This window comes from Novosphingobium cyanobacteriorum, assembly GCF_029436685.1.
Taxonomy (GTDB): Bacteria; Pseudomonadota; Alphaproteobacteria; order Sphingomonadales; family Sphingomonadaceae; genus Novosphingobium; species Novosphingobium cyanobacteriorum.
Genome location: NZ_JAROCY010000005.1, coordinates 161,591 through 176,016 on the forward strand (window position 1 = coordinate 161,591; position 14,426 = coordinate 176,016).

The 14,426-nt window shown below is 67.7% G+C and carries 13 protein-coding genes; 1 reads left to right on the top strand and 12 read right to left on the bottom strand.

Annotation, left to right across the window (positions count from 1 at the left end):
* Nucleotides 1-58 precede the first annotated feature (58 nt).
* From POM99_RS07020 to POM99_RS07040, 5 genes are read right to left on the bottom strand one after another with little or no spacing between them, the layout of a single operon-like run.
* Nucleotides 59-340, bottom strand: a complete 282-nt coding sequence (locus POM99_RS07020) for a DUF167 domain-containing protein (RefSeq protein WP_277276142.1) — start codon at nucleotides 338-340, stop codon at nucleotides 59-61.
* Nucleotides 327-881 carry a gamma carbonic anhydrase family protein gene (locus POM99_RS07025; protein WP_277276143.1) on the bottom strand — a complete coding sequence of 185 codons (555 nt, stop codon included), beginning with the start codon at nucleotides 879-881 and terminating at the stop codon, nucleotides 327-329. The genes POM99_RS07020 and POM99_RS07025 overlap by 14 nt, the downstream gene beginning before the upstream one ends.
* A gap of 16 nt (nucleotides 882-897) precedes the next feature.
* A complete protein-coding gene (locus tag POM99_RS07030) occupies nucleotides 898-1,443 on the bottom strand; it encodes a GNAT family N-acetyltransferase (protein WP_277276144.1) in 546 nt (181 codons plus the stop codon).
* On the bottom strand, nucleotides 1,440-2,435 hold the full coding sequence (gene hemB / locus POM99_RS07035; protein ID WP_277276145.1) for a porphobilinogen synthase: 996 nt from the start codon (nucleotides 2,433-2,435) through the stop codon (nucleotides 1,440-1,442). The genes POM99_RS07030 and hemB overlap by 4 nt, the downstream gene beginning before the upstream one ends.
* Before the next feature lie 49 nt (nucleotides 2,436-2,484).
* Nucleotides 2,485-4,083 (bottom strand): peptidoglycan DD-metalloendopeptidase family protein, encoded by a 1,599-nt coding sequence (locus tag POM99_RS07040; RefSeq protein ID WP_277276146.1) that lies wholly within the window; start codon nucleotides 4,081-4,083, stop codon nucleotides 2,485-2,487.
* Nucleotides 4,084-4,231: 148 nt separating this feature from the next.
* Here POM99_RS07040 and POM99_RS07045 point away from each other — a divergent pair, with 148 nt between their 5' ends.
* The gene (locus tag POM99_RS07045) at nucleotides 4,232-5,278 is read left to right on the top strand and encodes a DUF3667 domain-containing protein (RefSeq protein WP_277276147.1); all 1,047 of its coding nucleotides are present in this window, start codon (nucleotides 4,232-4,234) and stop codon (nucleotides 5,276-5,278) included.
* A 4-nt stretch (nucleotides 5,279-5,282) separates the two neighbouring features.
* Here the strand turns inward: POM99_RS07045 and POM99_RS07050 are convergent, their stop codons facing one another.
* The 7 genes from POM99_RS07050 to POM99_RS07080 all read right to left on the bottom strand — a co-directional run bounded on the left by POM99_RS07050 (nucleotide 5,283) and on the right by POM99_RS07080 (nucleotide 14,220).
* Nucleotides 5,283-6,263 (bottom strand): quinone oxidoreductase family protein, encoded by a 981-nt coding sequence (locus POM99_RS07050; RefSeq protein WP_277276148.1) that lies wholly within the window; start codon nucleotides 6,261-6,263, stop codon nucleotides 5,283-5,285.
* 10 nt (nucleotides 6,264-6,273) lie between these two features.
* Nucleotides 6,274-8,214 carry an ATP-dependent zinc metalloprotease FtsH gene (gene ftsH / locus POM99_RS07055; protein WP_277276149.1) on the bottom strand — a complete coding sequence of 647 codons (1,941 nt, stop codon included), beginning with the start codon at nucleotides 8,212-8,214 and terminating at the stop codon, nucleotides 6,274-6,276.
* Nucleotides 8,215-8,336: 122 nt separating this feature from the next.
* Complete coding sequence (gene tilS, locus POM99_RS07060; RefSeq protein WP_277276150.1) at nucleotides 8,337-9,308, bottom strand: tRNA lysidine(34) synthetase TilS; 972 nt, start codon at nucleotides 9,306-9,308, stop codon at nucleotides 8,337-8,339.
* On the bottom strand, nucleotides 9,277-10,266 hold the full coding sequence (locus POM99_RS07065; RefSeq protein WP_277276151.1) for a tetratricopeptide repeat protein: 990 nt from the start codon (nucleotides 10,264-10,266) through the stop codon (nucleotides 9,277-9,279). The genes tilS and POM99_RS07065 overlap by 32 nt, the downstream gene beginning before the upstream one ends.
* A gap of 91 nt (nucleotides 10,267-10,357) precedes the next feature.
* Complete coding sequence (locus POM99_RS07070) at nucleotides 10,358-11,356, bottom strand: helix-turn-helix domain-containing protein (RefSeq protein ID WP_277276153.1); 999 nt, start codon at nucleotides 11,354-11,356, stop codon at nucleotides 10,358-10,360.
* A gap of 140 nt (nucleotides 11,357-11,496) precedes the next feature.
* Nucleotides 11,497-13,776, bottom strand: a complete 2,280-nt coding sequence (gene ptsP / locus POM99_RS07075) for a phosphoenolpyruvate--protein phosphotransferase (protein ID WP_277276155.1) — start codon at nucleotides 13,774-13,776, stop codon at nucleotides 11,497-11,499.
* A 285-nt stretch (nucleotides 13,777-14,061) separates the two neighbouring features.
* Entirely contained in the window at nucleotides 14,062-14,220 is a 159-nt protein-coding gene (locus POM99_RS07080) for a YdcH family protein (protein WP_277276157.1), read from the bottom strand.
* Between the last annotated feature and the right edge of the window lie 206 nt (nucleotides 14,221-14,426).

Consider the following 14,426-nt stretch of genomic DNA (forward strand, 5'->3'; position numbering starts at 1 on the left):
GCAGGGTAGAAGCAGGGGGCAAACCGGCAAGCGGACAAAAGACTAGGCTCGGCGATCCTTAATCAGGCAGTTTCAGCAGCTTGTCCCGCGAAGTTGCGCCGCGCAACAACGCCACGCGAGATGGTGCAACGCCCAAGGCGGTGGCGACCATTTCAAGGACCGCGGCGGTGGCCTTGCCATCCTCGGGCTTGGTGCGGACCTTCACGCTGACCCTGCCATCGGCGATCTCGATCCCCTCGCTCTTCGCGCCCGGGGTGACGCGCACCGCCAGCCGGCCTTCGCCATCGGCCAGCGCGCGCAACGCTTCGGGCGCAGGGAGCGAGAGTCTAGGCTTCGCCAAGGGCAGCCTTGTGCGCCTGGCCGTTGCGGACATAGTGCGCCACGCCCTGCTGCATGTCGGCCAGCGCCGCATCGGTCAGATCGCGCATATAGGCGGCCGGGCGACCGCCCCACAGCTGGCGCGAACCGACACGCTTGCCCGGCGTGAGCATGGCACCGGCGGCCAGCATGCCATCGCTTTCGATCACGCAGGCGTTCATCACCGTGGCCGACAGGCCGACGAAGCCGCGATCGTGGATGGTGCAGCCGTGGATCATCGCCAGATGCCCCACCAGCACGTCATCGCCGATGATCGTAGGAAAGCCTTCGGGATGCTTCGGGTCAGGGCTGTCACAATGGATCACCGTGCCGTCCTGGATATTGCTGCGCGCACCGATGACGATGCGGTTCACATCGCCGCGCAGCACGCAGTTGTACCAGATCGATGCCTCGGGCCCGATCTCGACATCGCCGATGATCCGGCAGCCCGGCGCGATGAAGGCGCTTTCGTGAATGCGCGGCGTCTTGCCGTGGATGCTGGCGATGGTGACGTCATGGCGCATGTATTTTCCTTTTCCTTCAATATTTTGGTCGAGCGGCGGCATAGACCACATGGCGCAGCAGCGGGCTGTCCGCGGGCAGCGCGGGATGATCGAAATCCAGCCCGGGCAGGTGACGCATGCCGAGCCGTTCCATCAGGCCCCGTGACCGCACATTGCCCGGCACCGTCATCGCCCAGATCGCATCGCTGGCAAGCTGCGCAAACCCCCAGTCGAGCGCGGCCTGTGCCGCTTCACGCGCATAGCCGTGGCCCCAGGCGTGGTGCGCCAGGCGCCAGCCGATCTCGATCCGCCCGTGCAGCGGCGTGCCTTCCGGGCCGGGCTTCAAGCCGCAGAAACCAAGGAACGCGCCGTCCGCAAGCCGCTCCAGCGCCCAGAAGCAGTGGCCCAGTTCAACAGACAGCGCATGTTGCCTCTGGATGCCCGCTTCCACCTCGGCACGCGATTGCAGGGGGCCGAGAAACGCCATGACCCGCGGATCGCGCCCCATCGCATGGAAGGGTTCGACATCGCCATCCCGCCAATCACGCAAGGCAAGCCGGGCCGTTTCCAGCCGGAAGGTCATGCCCCCAGCAGGCGCGCCGCGTGGAGGGCGTGATAGGTGAGCACGCCCGAGCAGCCCGCGCGCTTGAACGCCAGCAGCGTTTCCAGCACCAGCCCGTTCCGATCGCCCGCGCCGGCAGCCACCGCTGCCTCGATCATCGCGTATTCGCCACTCACCTGATAGGCGAAGACCGGCACGCCGAAGGTTTCCTTCACGCGCACCGCGATATCGAGATAGGGCAGACCGGGCTTGACCATCACGCTGTCCGCGCCCTCGGCCAGATCGGACTCCACTTCGCGCAGCGCTTCCTCGGCATTGCCGGGATCCATCTGGTAGGTCTTCTTGTCACCCTTCAGCAGCCCGCTGGAGCCCACCGCATCGCGGAACGGGCCATAGAAGGCGCTGGCGTACTTGGCGGCATAGGACATGATCTGCACGTTGACGTGGCCGTTGCCCTCAAGCGCCTCGCGAATCAGGCCGATGCGGCCGTCCATCATGTCAGACGGCGCGATCACGTCGGCCCCGGCCGCGGCCTGGTTCAGGCTCTGCCCCACCAGCACCTCGACCGTGGCATCGTTCAGCACATAACCGGCCTCGTCGATCAGCCCATCCTGCCCATGGCTGGTATAGGGATCGAGCGCAACGTCGGTCAGCACGCCGATATCGTCACCACACGCATCCTTGATCGCGCGGATGGCGCGGCACATCAGGTTGTCGGGGTTCAGCGCTTCCTTGCCATCGTGGCTGCGGCGATCGGGCTGGGTGTTGGGAAACAGCGCGAGGCAGGGGATGCCTGCGGCCACCGCTTCCTTCGCGCGCGCAACGATGCCGTCCACCGACCAGCGCGAGACGCCGGGCAGCGAGGCGATGGGCTGCTCCACACCGCTGCCTTCGGTAACGAACAGCGGCCAGATCAGGTCTGCCGGGGTGACCAGCACCTCACGATGCAGGGCGCGGCTCCAGGCAGTGGCGCGGGTGCGGCGCAGGCGAAGCAGGGGATAGGGTGCAGTCATGGCGCGAAGGGTTAGGCCCTTGGCGCGCGCCTCGCAACGGTTTCCCGTCTCAACGCGCGAGCGTACCCGTGCGCAGCGAGGTGAGCGCCTGCAGCCGTGCCTTGAAGGCGGCAATCTGGCCGGGATCGACAGCGCGCCGTTGCGCCAGGAAGCGCACCGACATCGGATCGACCACCCGCCCGCCGCGATAGACTTCGTAATGCAGGTGCGGGCCGGTGGAGAGGCCGGTGGAGCCGACATAGCCGATCACCTGTCCGCGCCGAACGCCTGATCCCGGCGAGACGGCAATGCGGCTGAGATGGCCATAACCGCTGGCAATGCCGCCGCCGTGTTCCAGCCGCACATAGTTGCCGTGACCGCCGTGCCAGCCGGCATAGGACACCGTGCCATCGGTGACGGCATAGACCGGCGACCCCCAGGCCGCGCCGAAATCGATGCCGGCGTGCATCCGCACGAAACCGAGGATCGGATGGCGGCGCATGCCGAACAGCGAGGTGATGCGCCCGGCCACCGGCGCGCCGAGCGCGGATTCCTGCGCCTGCCCGGCGCCGGTCATGTCTGCCAGCGTCTCGAACCCGCCGTCCTGCCCCCAGCGCAGCATCTGCACCTGCGGCTGGCCGCCGCGCACGATGCCGGCATAGAGCAGATCGCCCGCCTGCCCCTGCCCATCGGCGGCGCGCCGGTATTGCACCACCAGGTCGAATTCGTCTGTGGGGGCAATCTCCTCGAACGGAAGCGCCTGATCGATTGCGCGCAGGTAATCCTGCACGGTTTCGGGGGGAGCGCCGGCCGCACGGGCAGAGCGATAGAGGCTGGCGCCAACGATGCCGCGAATGCGCAGCGGCGTGGTGTCCACCGGAATGGCGGTGCGCGCCAGCGAAAGGCCGCCACCGTTGCGCCGGATATCCAGCGCGAGGTCGAACCTGGGGCGAAAGCTGATGGCATCGAGCGGGCGCGGCACCGAAGGCCCGCTGCGCTGGCCAAGCGTGATGGCGAAGCGGGTGCCCGAGGGGATCTGGTCCAGCGGCATGGCCTGCTGCACCATCGCCGCCACCTGGCCGGCATCGCCAGCGCCGATTCCCGCACGCTGCAGCATGCGCGGCAGGCTGTCGTTCTCGCCCAACATGGCGGTGAGCTGGATGGTTGGCCGTTCGGGCGCATTGTCGAGCCGCGCGACCATGGTATTGGCGGCGAAGTGGCGGCCCTGCGTGGCGCCATCGGTCCACGGTTGCAGCGTCTGCGCGCGGAATTCGGCGCGTGCGGCGTCAGTCAACGGCGGCAGAGGGGCAGCTTCTAGCGGGGCGGCAGAGGGCCACAGCACCAGCGCGATGACCACCAGCGCCACCAGCATGGCCAGCTCGCGAAACCAGCGGGCACTGCCGACATCCTCGGCCAGATCGGGCGAGGGAAGGTGGCGCGCGGCCCATGCCTCGGCCTTGCGGCACCAGGCATCCCACCTGCGCGCAAGCGGATGGGGGTGATCGCGCAGCGACGGCTTGGGCGCAGGTGCTGGATGGGGTTCGGCGGATTTGATGATGGGCGCACGGCGCGCGCCGAACGCGGGACCGCGCGCACGGCCGAAGGTCATGCCTGCCGGCACGCCCGCCTGCATCGCCAGTTCGTCGCGAGGCCCCAACACGTCCTGCACTTTCCCGTCGCCGTCCTAAGTCTTGCGGTTTCTGCAAGGGGCAGGGTTAATTCGGCGTAAACCCCTGCGCTTTCTTCTTGCGCACCACGGTAGCCAGTGCGCCCCGGCTTGGCTATCCTGCGCGCCGATCGGGGAGACCATTGGCGGCATGAATGACGGGCAGGTTCTGGGCGAGGCGGTGCAGGCCGGGCTGACGGCGCGCGTGGTTGAGCCCCATGCGGGCGAAGATGCCGCTGGGGATGCGGGGCACACCCACGAGAGCGCCTGCCTGAACTGCGGCACGCCGCTGGTGGGCAGCCATTGCCACGCCTGCGGCCAGGCGGCGCACGTCCACCGCACGCTGGGCGCGTTCTTTCATGACCTGCTGCACGGGGTGTTCCATTTCGAAGGGAAGATCTGGCGCACCCTGCCGATGCTGGCGTGGCGGCCGGGGGACCTGACGCGGCGCTATATCGCGGGGCAGCGCGCCAGCTTCGTTTCCCCGCTGGCGCTGTTCCTGTTCAGCGCGTTCCTGTTCTTCGCCGTGTTCCACCAGACCGCGGGCGAGACCGAGTTCAACCCGGAAGTGACGCTGGGCATGAAGGACGGCGCCAAGGGCGAGGCGGCGGTGAAGGCCAAGATCGCCGACCTGCAGAAGCAACGCGCGGCCGCCGTGAAGGCCGGGCAGGATATCGACGGCATCGACAGACAGATCGACACCCAGACCACCGCGCTTGACATCATGCACGAGGTGAAGGCCCACGGCACCGACGAAGGAGGCAAGATCAGCGATGTGGAGGCGGTCAACCACGCCTTCGCCAAGATCCGCGCGAACCCCGGCCTCGCCGCCTACAAGGCACAGAGCTATGCCTACAAATACAGCTGGGCGCTGATCCCGATCTCGGTGCCTTTCCTGTGGCTGCTGTTCCCGTTCAGCCGCCGCTTCCACCTGTATGACCACACCGTGTTCGTGACCTATTCGATAGCGTTCATGACCCTGCTGGGCTGCTTGATCATGCTGCTGGGCGCGCTCAATCAGGATTGGGCGGTAGGCCTGCTGCTGCTGGCGCCGCCGGTGCACATGTACCGGCAGCTGCGCGGGGCCTATGGCTGTTCAAGGGCGGGCGGGCTGGTGCGCGCCGCCGCGCTTTCGCTCTTCGCGTTCGTGGCGCTGCTGCTGTTCACCATGCTGGTGGCGGTGCAGACAGGCACCTGAAGTCTCAGCAATCGAGCACGAAAGGCCCTGCGGCGCGCGCTTCGAGCATGGCGTGCGCCCTGGCCGCTTCGGCCAGCGGGAAGCGCCCACCCAGCGTGAGCGGCAGATCGCCAGCGGCCATCGCGGCGAACAGGCTTGCGGAACGGGCCAGCAGCGCCTCACGCGGCTGGATATAGGGCCACAGGAACGGGCGCGAGACCTTGGCAGACTTCGCGCCGAGACGCGACAGGTCGAACGGCGGGATCGGGCCAGATGCCTGGCCATAGTGGACGAGGTGGCCCAGCATGGCGAGCGAAGCCAGCGAACCTTCGAAGGTATCCGCGCCCACCGCATCATAGACGACGTTCGCGCCCTTGCCGCCGGTGATCTCCATCACCCGCGTCGCCACGTCCTCGCTCTGGTAGGCGATCACGTGATCGCACCCGGCATCGCGCGCGGCCTGCTGCTTGGCGGGTGCCCCGGCGGTGCCGATCACGGTTGCGCCGCGCAACTTTGCCATGCGCGCGACCAGTTGCCCCACGCCGCCGCCGGCCGCCTGCGCCAGCACGACCATGCCGGGGGTTACCGGCTCGACCTGATCGACCAGCGCCTGCGTGGTCAGGCCTTTGAGATACCATGCGCTGGCAAGGCCGGGCTCGATGCCATCGGGCAAGGGTGCGGCCAGCTCCGCCTTCAACACGCGCGCCCGGGCATAGCCGCCATAGGCCCGCTCGATATATGCGACGCGGTCACCGATGCGGAACAGGTCCACGCCCGGCCCCACCGCCTCGACCGTGCCCACTGCTTCCAGTCCGGGAATGCCCGGCAGGGCCAGCGTCTTGTAGGCGCCGGACCGCACATAGACATCGTGGAAATTCACCGAAGCCGCCTGCTGGCGGACCAGGATCTCGCCCGGACCGGGATCGGGCAGGACGACGGATTCGACCTGCATGACCTCTGGCCCGCCATAGTGGCGGATCACGATCGCTTCGGTGCTGCCCCCCATTGTGCCGTCCTCAGGCGCCGATCGGCTGGGCACCGCCGGAACCGGCGAACTTGCGCCCCGCGCGCGGCACGGCCGAACCCTGTGACGAAACCGGGCGCGCAGGCCCGCTCGGAGCCTCGGGCCGGTCGATCTTGCCGTTTTCGAGCAGGGTCTTGATCTCGTCGCCGGTCAGCGTTTCATATTCCAGCAGCGCGAGCGCCAGCAGGTGCAGCTTTTCCTCGTTTTCCTTGAGAATGGTGGTGGCGCGCGCGTGCGCCCCATCCACCAGCATGCGGATCTCGCTGTCGATCAGCTTGTTGGTCTCGTCGGATGCGAACAGGCGCGCCGAACCGCCCATGCCGAGGTAGCCTTCCTGCTGGTCCTCGTACTGCAGTGGGCCCAGCTTGTCGCTCATACCCCACTTGGTGACCATGCTGCGCGCCAGGCTGGTGGCGTACTGGATATCGGACGAGGCGCCGCTGGAAACCTTGTCGTAGCCGAAGATGATCTCTTCCGCCACGCGGCCGCCCATGCTGACCGAGAGGTTCGCGTGCATCTTGTCCCGATGATAGGAATAGCTGTCACGCTCCGGCAGGCGCATCACCATGCCCAGTGCGCGGCCGCGCGGGATGATGGTGGCCTTGTGGATCGGGTCGCTGGCCGGTTCGTTGACCGAAACGATGGCATGGCCCGCCTCGTGATAGGCGGTCATCTTCTTCTCTTCGTCGGTCATCACCATGGAACGCCGCTCGGCGCCCATCATCACCTTGTCCTTGGCGTCCTCGAACTCCTGCATCGCGACAAGGCGTTTGTTGCGCCGCGCCGCGAGCAGCGCCGCTTCGTTGACGAGGTTGGCAAGGTCCGCACCGGAAAAGCCGGGTGTGCCGCGCGCGATGGTGCGCGGGTTCACGTCGGGCGCCAGCGGCACCTTCTTCATGTGGACCGAAAGGATCTTCTCGCGGCCCTCGATATCGGGGATCGGCACCACCACCTGGCGGTCGAAGCGGCCCGGACGCAGCAGCGCCGGATCGAGCACGTCGGGCCGGTTGGTGGCAGCGATGATGATGATGCCCTCGTTCGCCTCGAACCCGTCCATCTCCACCAGCAGCTGGTTGAGCGTCTGTTCGCGTTCATCGTTCGAATTGCCGAGGCCATGGCCACGATGGCGGCCCACCGCGTCGATTTCGTCGATGAAGACGATGCACGGCGCGTTCTTCTTGGCCTGTTCGAACATGTCGCGCACGCGGCTGGCGCCGACGCCGACGAACATCTCGACGAAGTCCGAGCCGGAAATGGTGAAGAACGGCACACCCGCCTCACCCGCGATGGCGCGGGCCAGCAGCGTCTTGCCGGTGCCGGGCGAGCCGACCAGCAGCGCACCCTTGGGGATCTGGCCGCCCAGCTTGGAAAAGCGGCTGGGATCGCGCAGGAATTCGACGATCTCCTGCAGCTCCTCGCGCGCCTCGTCGATGCCGGCGACATCGTCGAAGGTGACCCGGCCCTGCCGCTCGGTCAGCATCTTGGCCTTGCTCTTGCCAAAGCCCATCGCGCCCGATCCGCCGCCCTTCTGCACTTGGCGCAGCGCAAAGAACGCCACGCCCAGGATCAGCAGGAACGGCAGCGACTGGGCAAGGATGTAGAGCAGCAGGTTGGGCTCCTCGTTCGCCTTGCCGGCATACTGCACGCCGTTGTCCTGCAGCAGCTTGGGCAGATCGTTGTCGCCCGGCACCGGGATGGTCTGGAACTGCTGGTCGTTCTTCAGCGTGCCGGTGATGCGGTCCGTGCCGATCTGCACTTCGCGCACCGCGCCTTCGGAAACGCGCGCGCGGAATTCGGAATAACGGATCAGCGTGCCCGAAGCATCGGTGCGGGCGCTGAACATCGAAACTACCAGCAGCAGCGCGAGGAATATCCCGCCCCAGACAAGGAGGCTCTTTATCCAGGGATTGCCCTGCGGCTGGTCGTCATTCATTGCGCATGCCTTCGCAAAGGGCGGAATCGCCCGCGTTCACCCGATCAATGTAGGATCGCAGCGGTGAATGGCAATATAACCACAAGTGCGAAAAAGCTGCGCACCGTAATCGGTTGCCTGCGTCAACCCGCGCGATGCGGCGCAGCCGGGGTGAAGCGCCATTCCGCCGCGCGGCCATCGCCCCGCACGCCGGCCAGAGTCGCCACTTCGCCCACGGCCAGCCGGCCATGCCAGCGCGCCACTTCGCTGCCGCGCGGAACGGATCGGCCCATCCGTGCGATCACCGTTTCCAGCACGCGCAATTGCAAGGCGCGGGGGCCGGCAGGCTGCCAGACCAGCGCATCGCCAACCGGCGCCAGCGATCCCACGGCTTGCGCCACCGCCCAATCCAGCACCTCGTCCGCTTCGGCCAGATGCGTGGCACTGGCGGCAAGCGCTGCGCGGTCGAGCCAGTCCGCCTTCGCCATGGCGATGCGCAGCCGCGCCCGTTCGAAGCGGGGATCGCGGTTTGAAGGATCGTCCACTGCGGAGAGCCCCGCCTGCGCGCAGATGTCCACCAGTTCGCCGCGCCGCCAGCCGAGCAGCGGGCGCAACAGGGGCTGCGCGGTTCCGGGTACGGCCGCCCGCGCGCGCATGCCCGCAAGGCCGCGCAGGCCCGCGCCGCGATTCAGCCGCATCACCAGCGTTTCCGCCTGATCGTCGGCATGGTGCGCCGTGACCAGCGCGCCCAGGCCTTCATCTTCCAGCCACTGGCCCAGCGCGGCATAGCGCGCTTCGCGCGCCCGCGCCTGCACGCCCGCTCCGCCCGACAGCGCCAGCGTGATCGTGCGATGGGCAATTCCGCGTTCGGCGCACAGGCCCGCGACCATGGCCGCCTCCGCCGCGCTTTCGACCCGCAGCCCGTGGTCCACGCTGGCCACCGCAAAGGCATCAGGGATCGCCGCGTGGGCCAGCAGCAGCAGCGCAGTGCTGTCTGGCCCGCCCGAAACGGCAAGGCCCACCGGTTGCCCGGTGGGCCACAGCTTCGCGAGGTCTTCGGCGAAGCGCGCCGTCAGCGCCGCGTCAATTGCAGGTGACCGATTTGCTGGCGGCATCGTATTGCGCCTTCAACCGGCCGGCAGCCTCTGCCGGGTAGCTGCTCTTGAATTCGGCAAAGGCGGTGCAGGCGCGCTTGGTTTCCTTCAGTCGCGTCATCGCCACGCCCAGGTAGAGCAGGCTGTCGGGCGCGCGTTCGCCCTGCTTGTCGTTCAGGTAGTTCTGCACGAACCATTGCGCCGCGGTGCCCGGCTTGTTGTCGTCCAGATAGGCGCGGCCCAGCAGGTTGCGCGCATAGGTCAGCCGCTTGTGCTTGGGAAACTGCTGGGTGAAGGCGGTCAGCGCCTGCTGCGCCTCTGGAAAGAACTTCGCTTCCCACAGGCGATAGCCGTAGGAATAGAGATCCTCGCCCTTGTCGTCGGACACCGGCTTTTCGATGGCCGCGACGGCTGCGACGCGGGCGGCGGAGGGCTCGGCCGGCTTGGCCGTGGCGGGCGTGGTCGCCGCCGGAGCGGGCTTCGCAGGCGCGGGCTTCGCGGCCGGCGCGGGAGTTGCGGCAGAAGGGCCGGAAGCGGCGACGGGCGCCGCCGACGGCCCAGCCACATCATCGGTTGCCGGGGCCGGGGCAGGGGCGGGTTCGAGCGCGGTCAGGCGCGCTTCCAGCTTGGCCAGGCGGTTCTGGTTTTCCTCGGCCTGCCCGGTCAGCACCTTCAGCTGGCTTTCAACCGCGTCCATCCGCGCCATCAGGTCGGTCACGGCCGAATTGGCGGCGGGCGTGGGCGTGACAGTGCCCGGGGTCGGCGCGCCGATTTCGGGCGTGAAGGTCTTGCCTGCACCATCAGGGAAGACCTTGCGCTGCACCGCGCGCAGTTCCGCCTCGATGCGCTTCAGGCGAAGGTCGGTATCCTGCGAGGTGGCCTGGGCATGTGCCGCCACCGGCAGGAACGCAGGCACGGGGCCCGCCAGCGAAAGCGCCAGCGCCACCTTCAACGCGCGGCTGCGGTACGTCAGATTCATGGTTGCTCCCGTCCGAAAGGTCTGGCGGCTTGCCCCCGTGCCGCGATCGTTAACGGTTTTGCCGCAGTGCAGCCGCGAAGTCGAGCGCTGGCTATTGTCCGGCCGTGGAAGATTCGGCCGTTGGTGCTGTCGGCGCAGGCTCGACCGGGAGGGCCGCCGTCGGTGCAGGCCGCACGGCGCGGCGGGCGGGCGGGGTGACAGGGGCACGCACCGGCGTGGCTGGCGTGCTTGCCGCCGGAACGGGCGGGGCAACCGCCTGCCCCCGCGCCAGCAGCGCCTGCGCACTGACGGCCACGTTCTTCACGATGCCTTCCTTTTCGGCGATGCGTGGCACAGCCTGCCCGCCGATGGTGATGGCCAGCGCATCGGGCCGCCCGGTCCACAGCACGGGCCCGGTTGCGTCGGCAGGCACGGTATAGCTTTCGCCCTTGGCCAGTTGCTTCTGCAGCAGCTGCTTGCCCGCGCCATCGCTGAATTTCACCCAGATCGCGTCTTCCAGCGCGGTGAACACCACCGGGCCACCGGGCTGCGCCGCCGGAGCGGCCGGACGCGGCGCCGGGGCGGTGGCGGGCCTGGGTTCCTCCGGCCCGACCAGCGCTGGCAGCTCGGCAGAGGGCCAGTAATAGCTGCGCCAGAACACCAGCCCCATCGCGATCACCGCGGCGACCAGCAGCACCGCCAGCCATGAAACCATGTGCGACGGCGTCTTGTCGGGATCGCCCACCTCGAACTGATGGATCACCCGAGGTTCGGGGCGTGGGGCGCTGCCATCCAGCTCGCGCCGCACGTCCTCGGTGATCTGCTTTTCGTCCAGCCCCACCGCCTTGGCATAGCTGCGCGCGAAACCCAGGGCATAGGGGCGGCCGGGCAGGCTGGCGTAATCGCCCGCCTCCACCGCCTCGACATGGCGCTGCGTGATGCGGGTACGGGCGGCGATGTCCTTGATCGACAGGCCCAGCGCCTCACGCCCTGCCTTCAGCCGCACGCCGACGCTTTGCGCCCTTGCGGAAAAAGCCGTTCCGTCCGCAGCGCCCGTTTCAGCATTGTCCCCAGCGCCGTCCGGCCTCACGGCGTCGCTCCCGTCATCCATGTCTTCGCGCAACCCTTATGCGTATTCGTGCGGAGCCCGTTCACGACAAGGCATGATTGATGGCGGGTGAATGTCAACGGTTATCGCGCAGGATGCGACCAATCGGGCGACGAACCGCCTTCATGGGCACGCAAGAGTGCTCAATCGCATTCGATTCCATGCATGCACGCCCATTCCGACAGGGTCGAGCGCATGTTGGCCGGCGGGGCGGCGAGCCACGAATCCATCGCGGCGCGAATCTCGGCAAGGTTCACCTTGCCCACCAGTTCCTTGATCGGGCCCACTGCGGCGGGCGTGATCGAAAGCCGCGTGATGCCAAGGCCGAGCAGCGCCAGGGCTTCCAGCCGCCGCCCGCCCATCTCGCCGCACACGGTGATGTCGGTGCCGTGCGGAGCCACTGTCGTCACCACCCGGCGCAGGAAGCGCAGGATCGCCGGGCTCAGCCAGTCATAGCGCTCGGCCAGCTTGGGATTGGCGCGATCGGCCGCAAACAGGAACTGCGTCAGGTCATTGGTGCCGATCGACAGGAAGGAGAGGCGCGGGGCCAGCATGTCGAGGCATTCGGCCAGCGCCGGCACTTCCAGCATGGCGCCAAAGCGGATCGCCTCGGGCAGCAGCTTCTTCTGCTGCTTCAGGAAGGCGAGCTGCCCGTCGAACACCGCCTTGGCCGCGTCGAACTCCCACGGCTCGGTCACCATCGGGAACATCACGTTCAGCGTACGCCCGCCCGCCGCTTCCAGCAGGGCACGCGCCTGCGCCTTCAGCAGACCGTCACGTTCCAGCGCCACGCGCAGCGCGCGCCAGCCCATCGCCGGGTTTTCCTCGGTCTCGCCATCGTTGTGGCGCAGGTACGGCAGCACCTTGTCGCCGCCGATGTCCACCGTACGGAACACCACCGGGCGATCCCCCGCCGCATCCAGCACATCGCGATAGAGCCGCGTCTGGCGTTCGCGCGCGGGCAGCGTGGCAGAGACGAGGAACTGGAACTCGGTGCGGAACAGGCCGATGCCGTCTGCCCCGGTCAGGTTCAGCATCGGCATGTCATCGCGCAGGCCGGCGTTCATCATCACGGTGATACGCTCACCGTCGCGGGTGACGGGCTCGACCTCGCGCATCGCGGCATAGTGTGCCTGCCGCTCGCGGTTGCGCGCCGATCGCGCCTCGAACGCTTCGACCAGCGCGGGTGTCGGCCGCACCTCGACCACACCCTGGTCGCCATCCAGCAGCAACTGGTCCCCGTCGCGAACCTTGCCACGCAGGCTGCGCACGCGGCCCACCACCGGGACGCCCATGGCGCGCGCCACGATCACCACGTGCGCGGTCAGCGATCCTTCCTCAAGGATCACGCCCTTCAGCCGCCGCCGGTCATATTCCAGCAGTTCCGCCGGGCCCAGGTTGCGCGCGATCAGGATCGCATCGCCCTTGAGCCCCAAGCTCGCCGCCGTGCCCAGCTGGCCGGAAACGATGCGCAGTAGGCGGTTGGACAGGTCCTCCAGATCGTGCATCCGGTCCGCCAGCAGCGGATCGTCGATCTGGCGCATGCGCATGCGGGTGCGCTGCTGCACCCGTTCGATCGCCGCTTCGGCGGTCAGACCGGAATCGATCGCTTCCTTGATCCGGCGCGTCCAGCCTTCGTCATAGGCGAACATCTTGTAGGTCTCGAGCACCTCCTCGTGCTCGCCCCCCACGCCGAACTCCGCCTGGCTGGCCATGCGGTCGATCTGCTCGCGCATCTTGTCGAAGGCGAGGTAGACGCGCTGCAGCTCGGCCTCGGTATCCTCGGCCACCACGTGTTCGATGGTCACGCGCGGCTGGTGGAACACCGCCTTGCCCGCCGCAATGCCCTTCACCAGGGTCAGCCCGGTCAACCGTTCGGGCCCGGTGTTCAGCGCGGCGGCGCCCGCCGCGTCGTCCTCGTCGATCAGCTCGGCATTGGCGATCAGTTCCGACAGCACCATGGCCACGGTCTGCAGCGCCTCGATCTCCACCTCTTCATAGCGGCGCGGCTCGACATGCTGCACCGCCACCACGCCCACCGCGCGTTCGCGCCGCACGATCGGCACGCCGGCGAACGAGTGGAACTTTTCCTCCCCCGTTTCCGGGCGGAAGGCGAAGTCAGGGTGCGCGGCGGCTTCGGCCAGGTTCAGCGTCTCGATGTTCGCGGCGATCGTGCCGGTCAGGCCCTCGCCCACCGCCATGCGCGTGACGTGCACGGCAGCCTGGTTCAGCCCGCGCGTGGCGAACAGTTCCAGCATGCCTTCGCGCAGCAGGTAGATCGAGCAGACCTCGCTATCCAGCTTCTCGCCGATCACGTCGACGATGCGATTGAGCTTGGCCTGCGCGGTGGCGCGCGAAGCCATGACCTCGTGCAACGAGGTGAGGATGGCGCGGGCAGCGGCGGCGGCGGTCAGCAGAGCCATGCCAACCGCTTATCGCAACCCCCGCCCTTTGCAAACAAGACCCGCCACCTTTCTGGAGTTATTCGTATTTTGGAAAGGAAAGGCCATCCGGCCTTCCCTTGCGGTTCCAGCCCACTCCCCCGCCCGGCCACCCACGAGAGTGCCCTGAAATGGGTGGCCGGGCGGGGGAGTGGGCTGGAACCGCAAGCCTTCCGCGGATGCGGAAGGCGCGCCAAAGCAAAACGAAAAGGCCGGTCCATGCGGACCGGCCCCTCCCTGCATCATGCATGTTATCTCTTTGTAACCTCAATGGAACCGGGCAAGCTCTTCCTTCAACTTGAGCTTGCGCCGCTTGAGCTCCATCACAACGGCTCCGTCCGGGATCGGGCGGGCCATTTCTTCGGCCAACTGGCGTTCAAGGCCGGCGTGCTTGGACTGCAAGGCGCTGAGATGCGACGTTTCCATGCGGTATACCTCCTTCGGGAAAAATCCCCGTTGGCTCCGGCGGAAGGATGTCCGCCGAAAGGGATGGCGTCCACTTCGTGGGCCGATCCGACTCATCGGAGCGGGCGCGTTGTCATGCTGCCGCATTCGCCGTATCTTGCAAGCCAAACCGCGCCGGATTGCGGCTCTTGCGGGTTCATCCGTAAGACGCTTGCAAGCATCGTTCC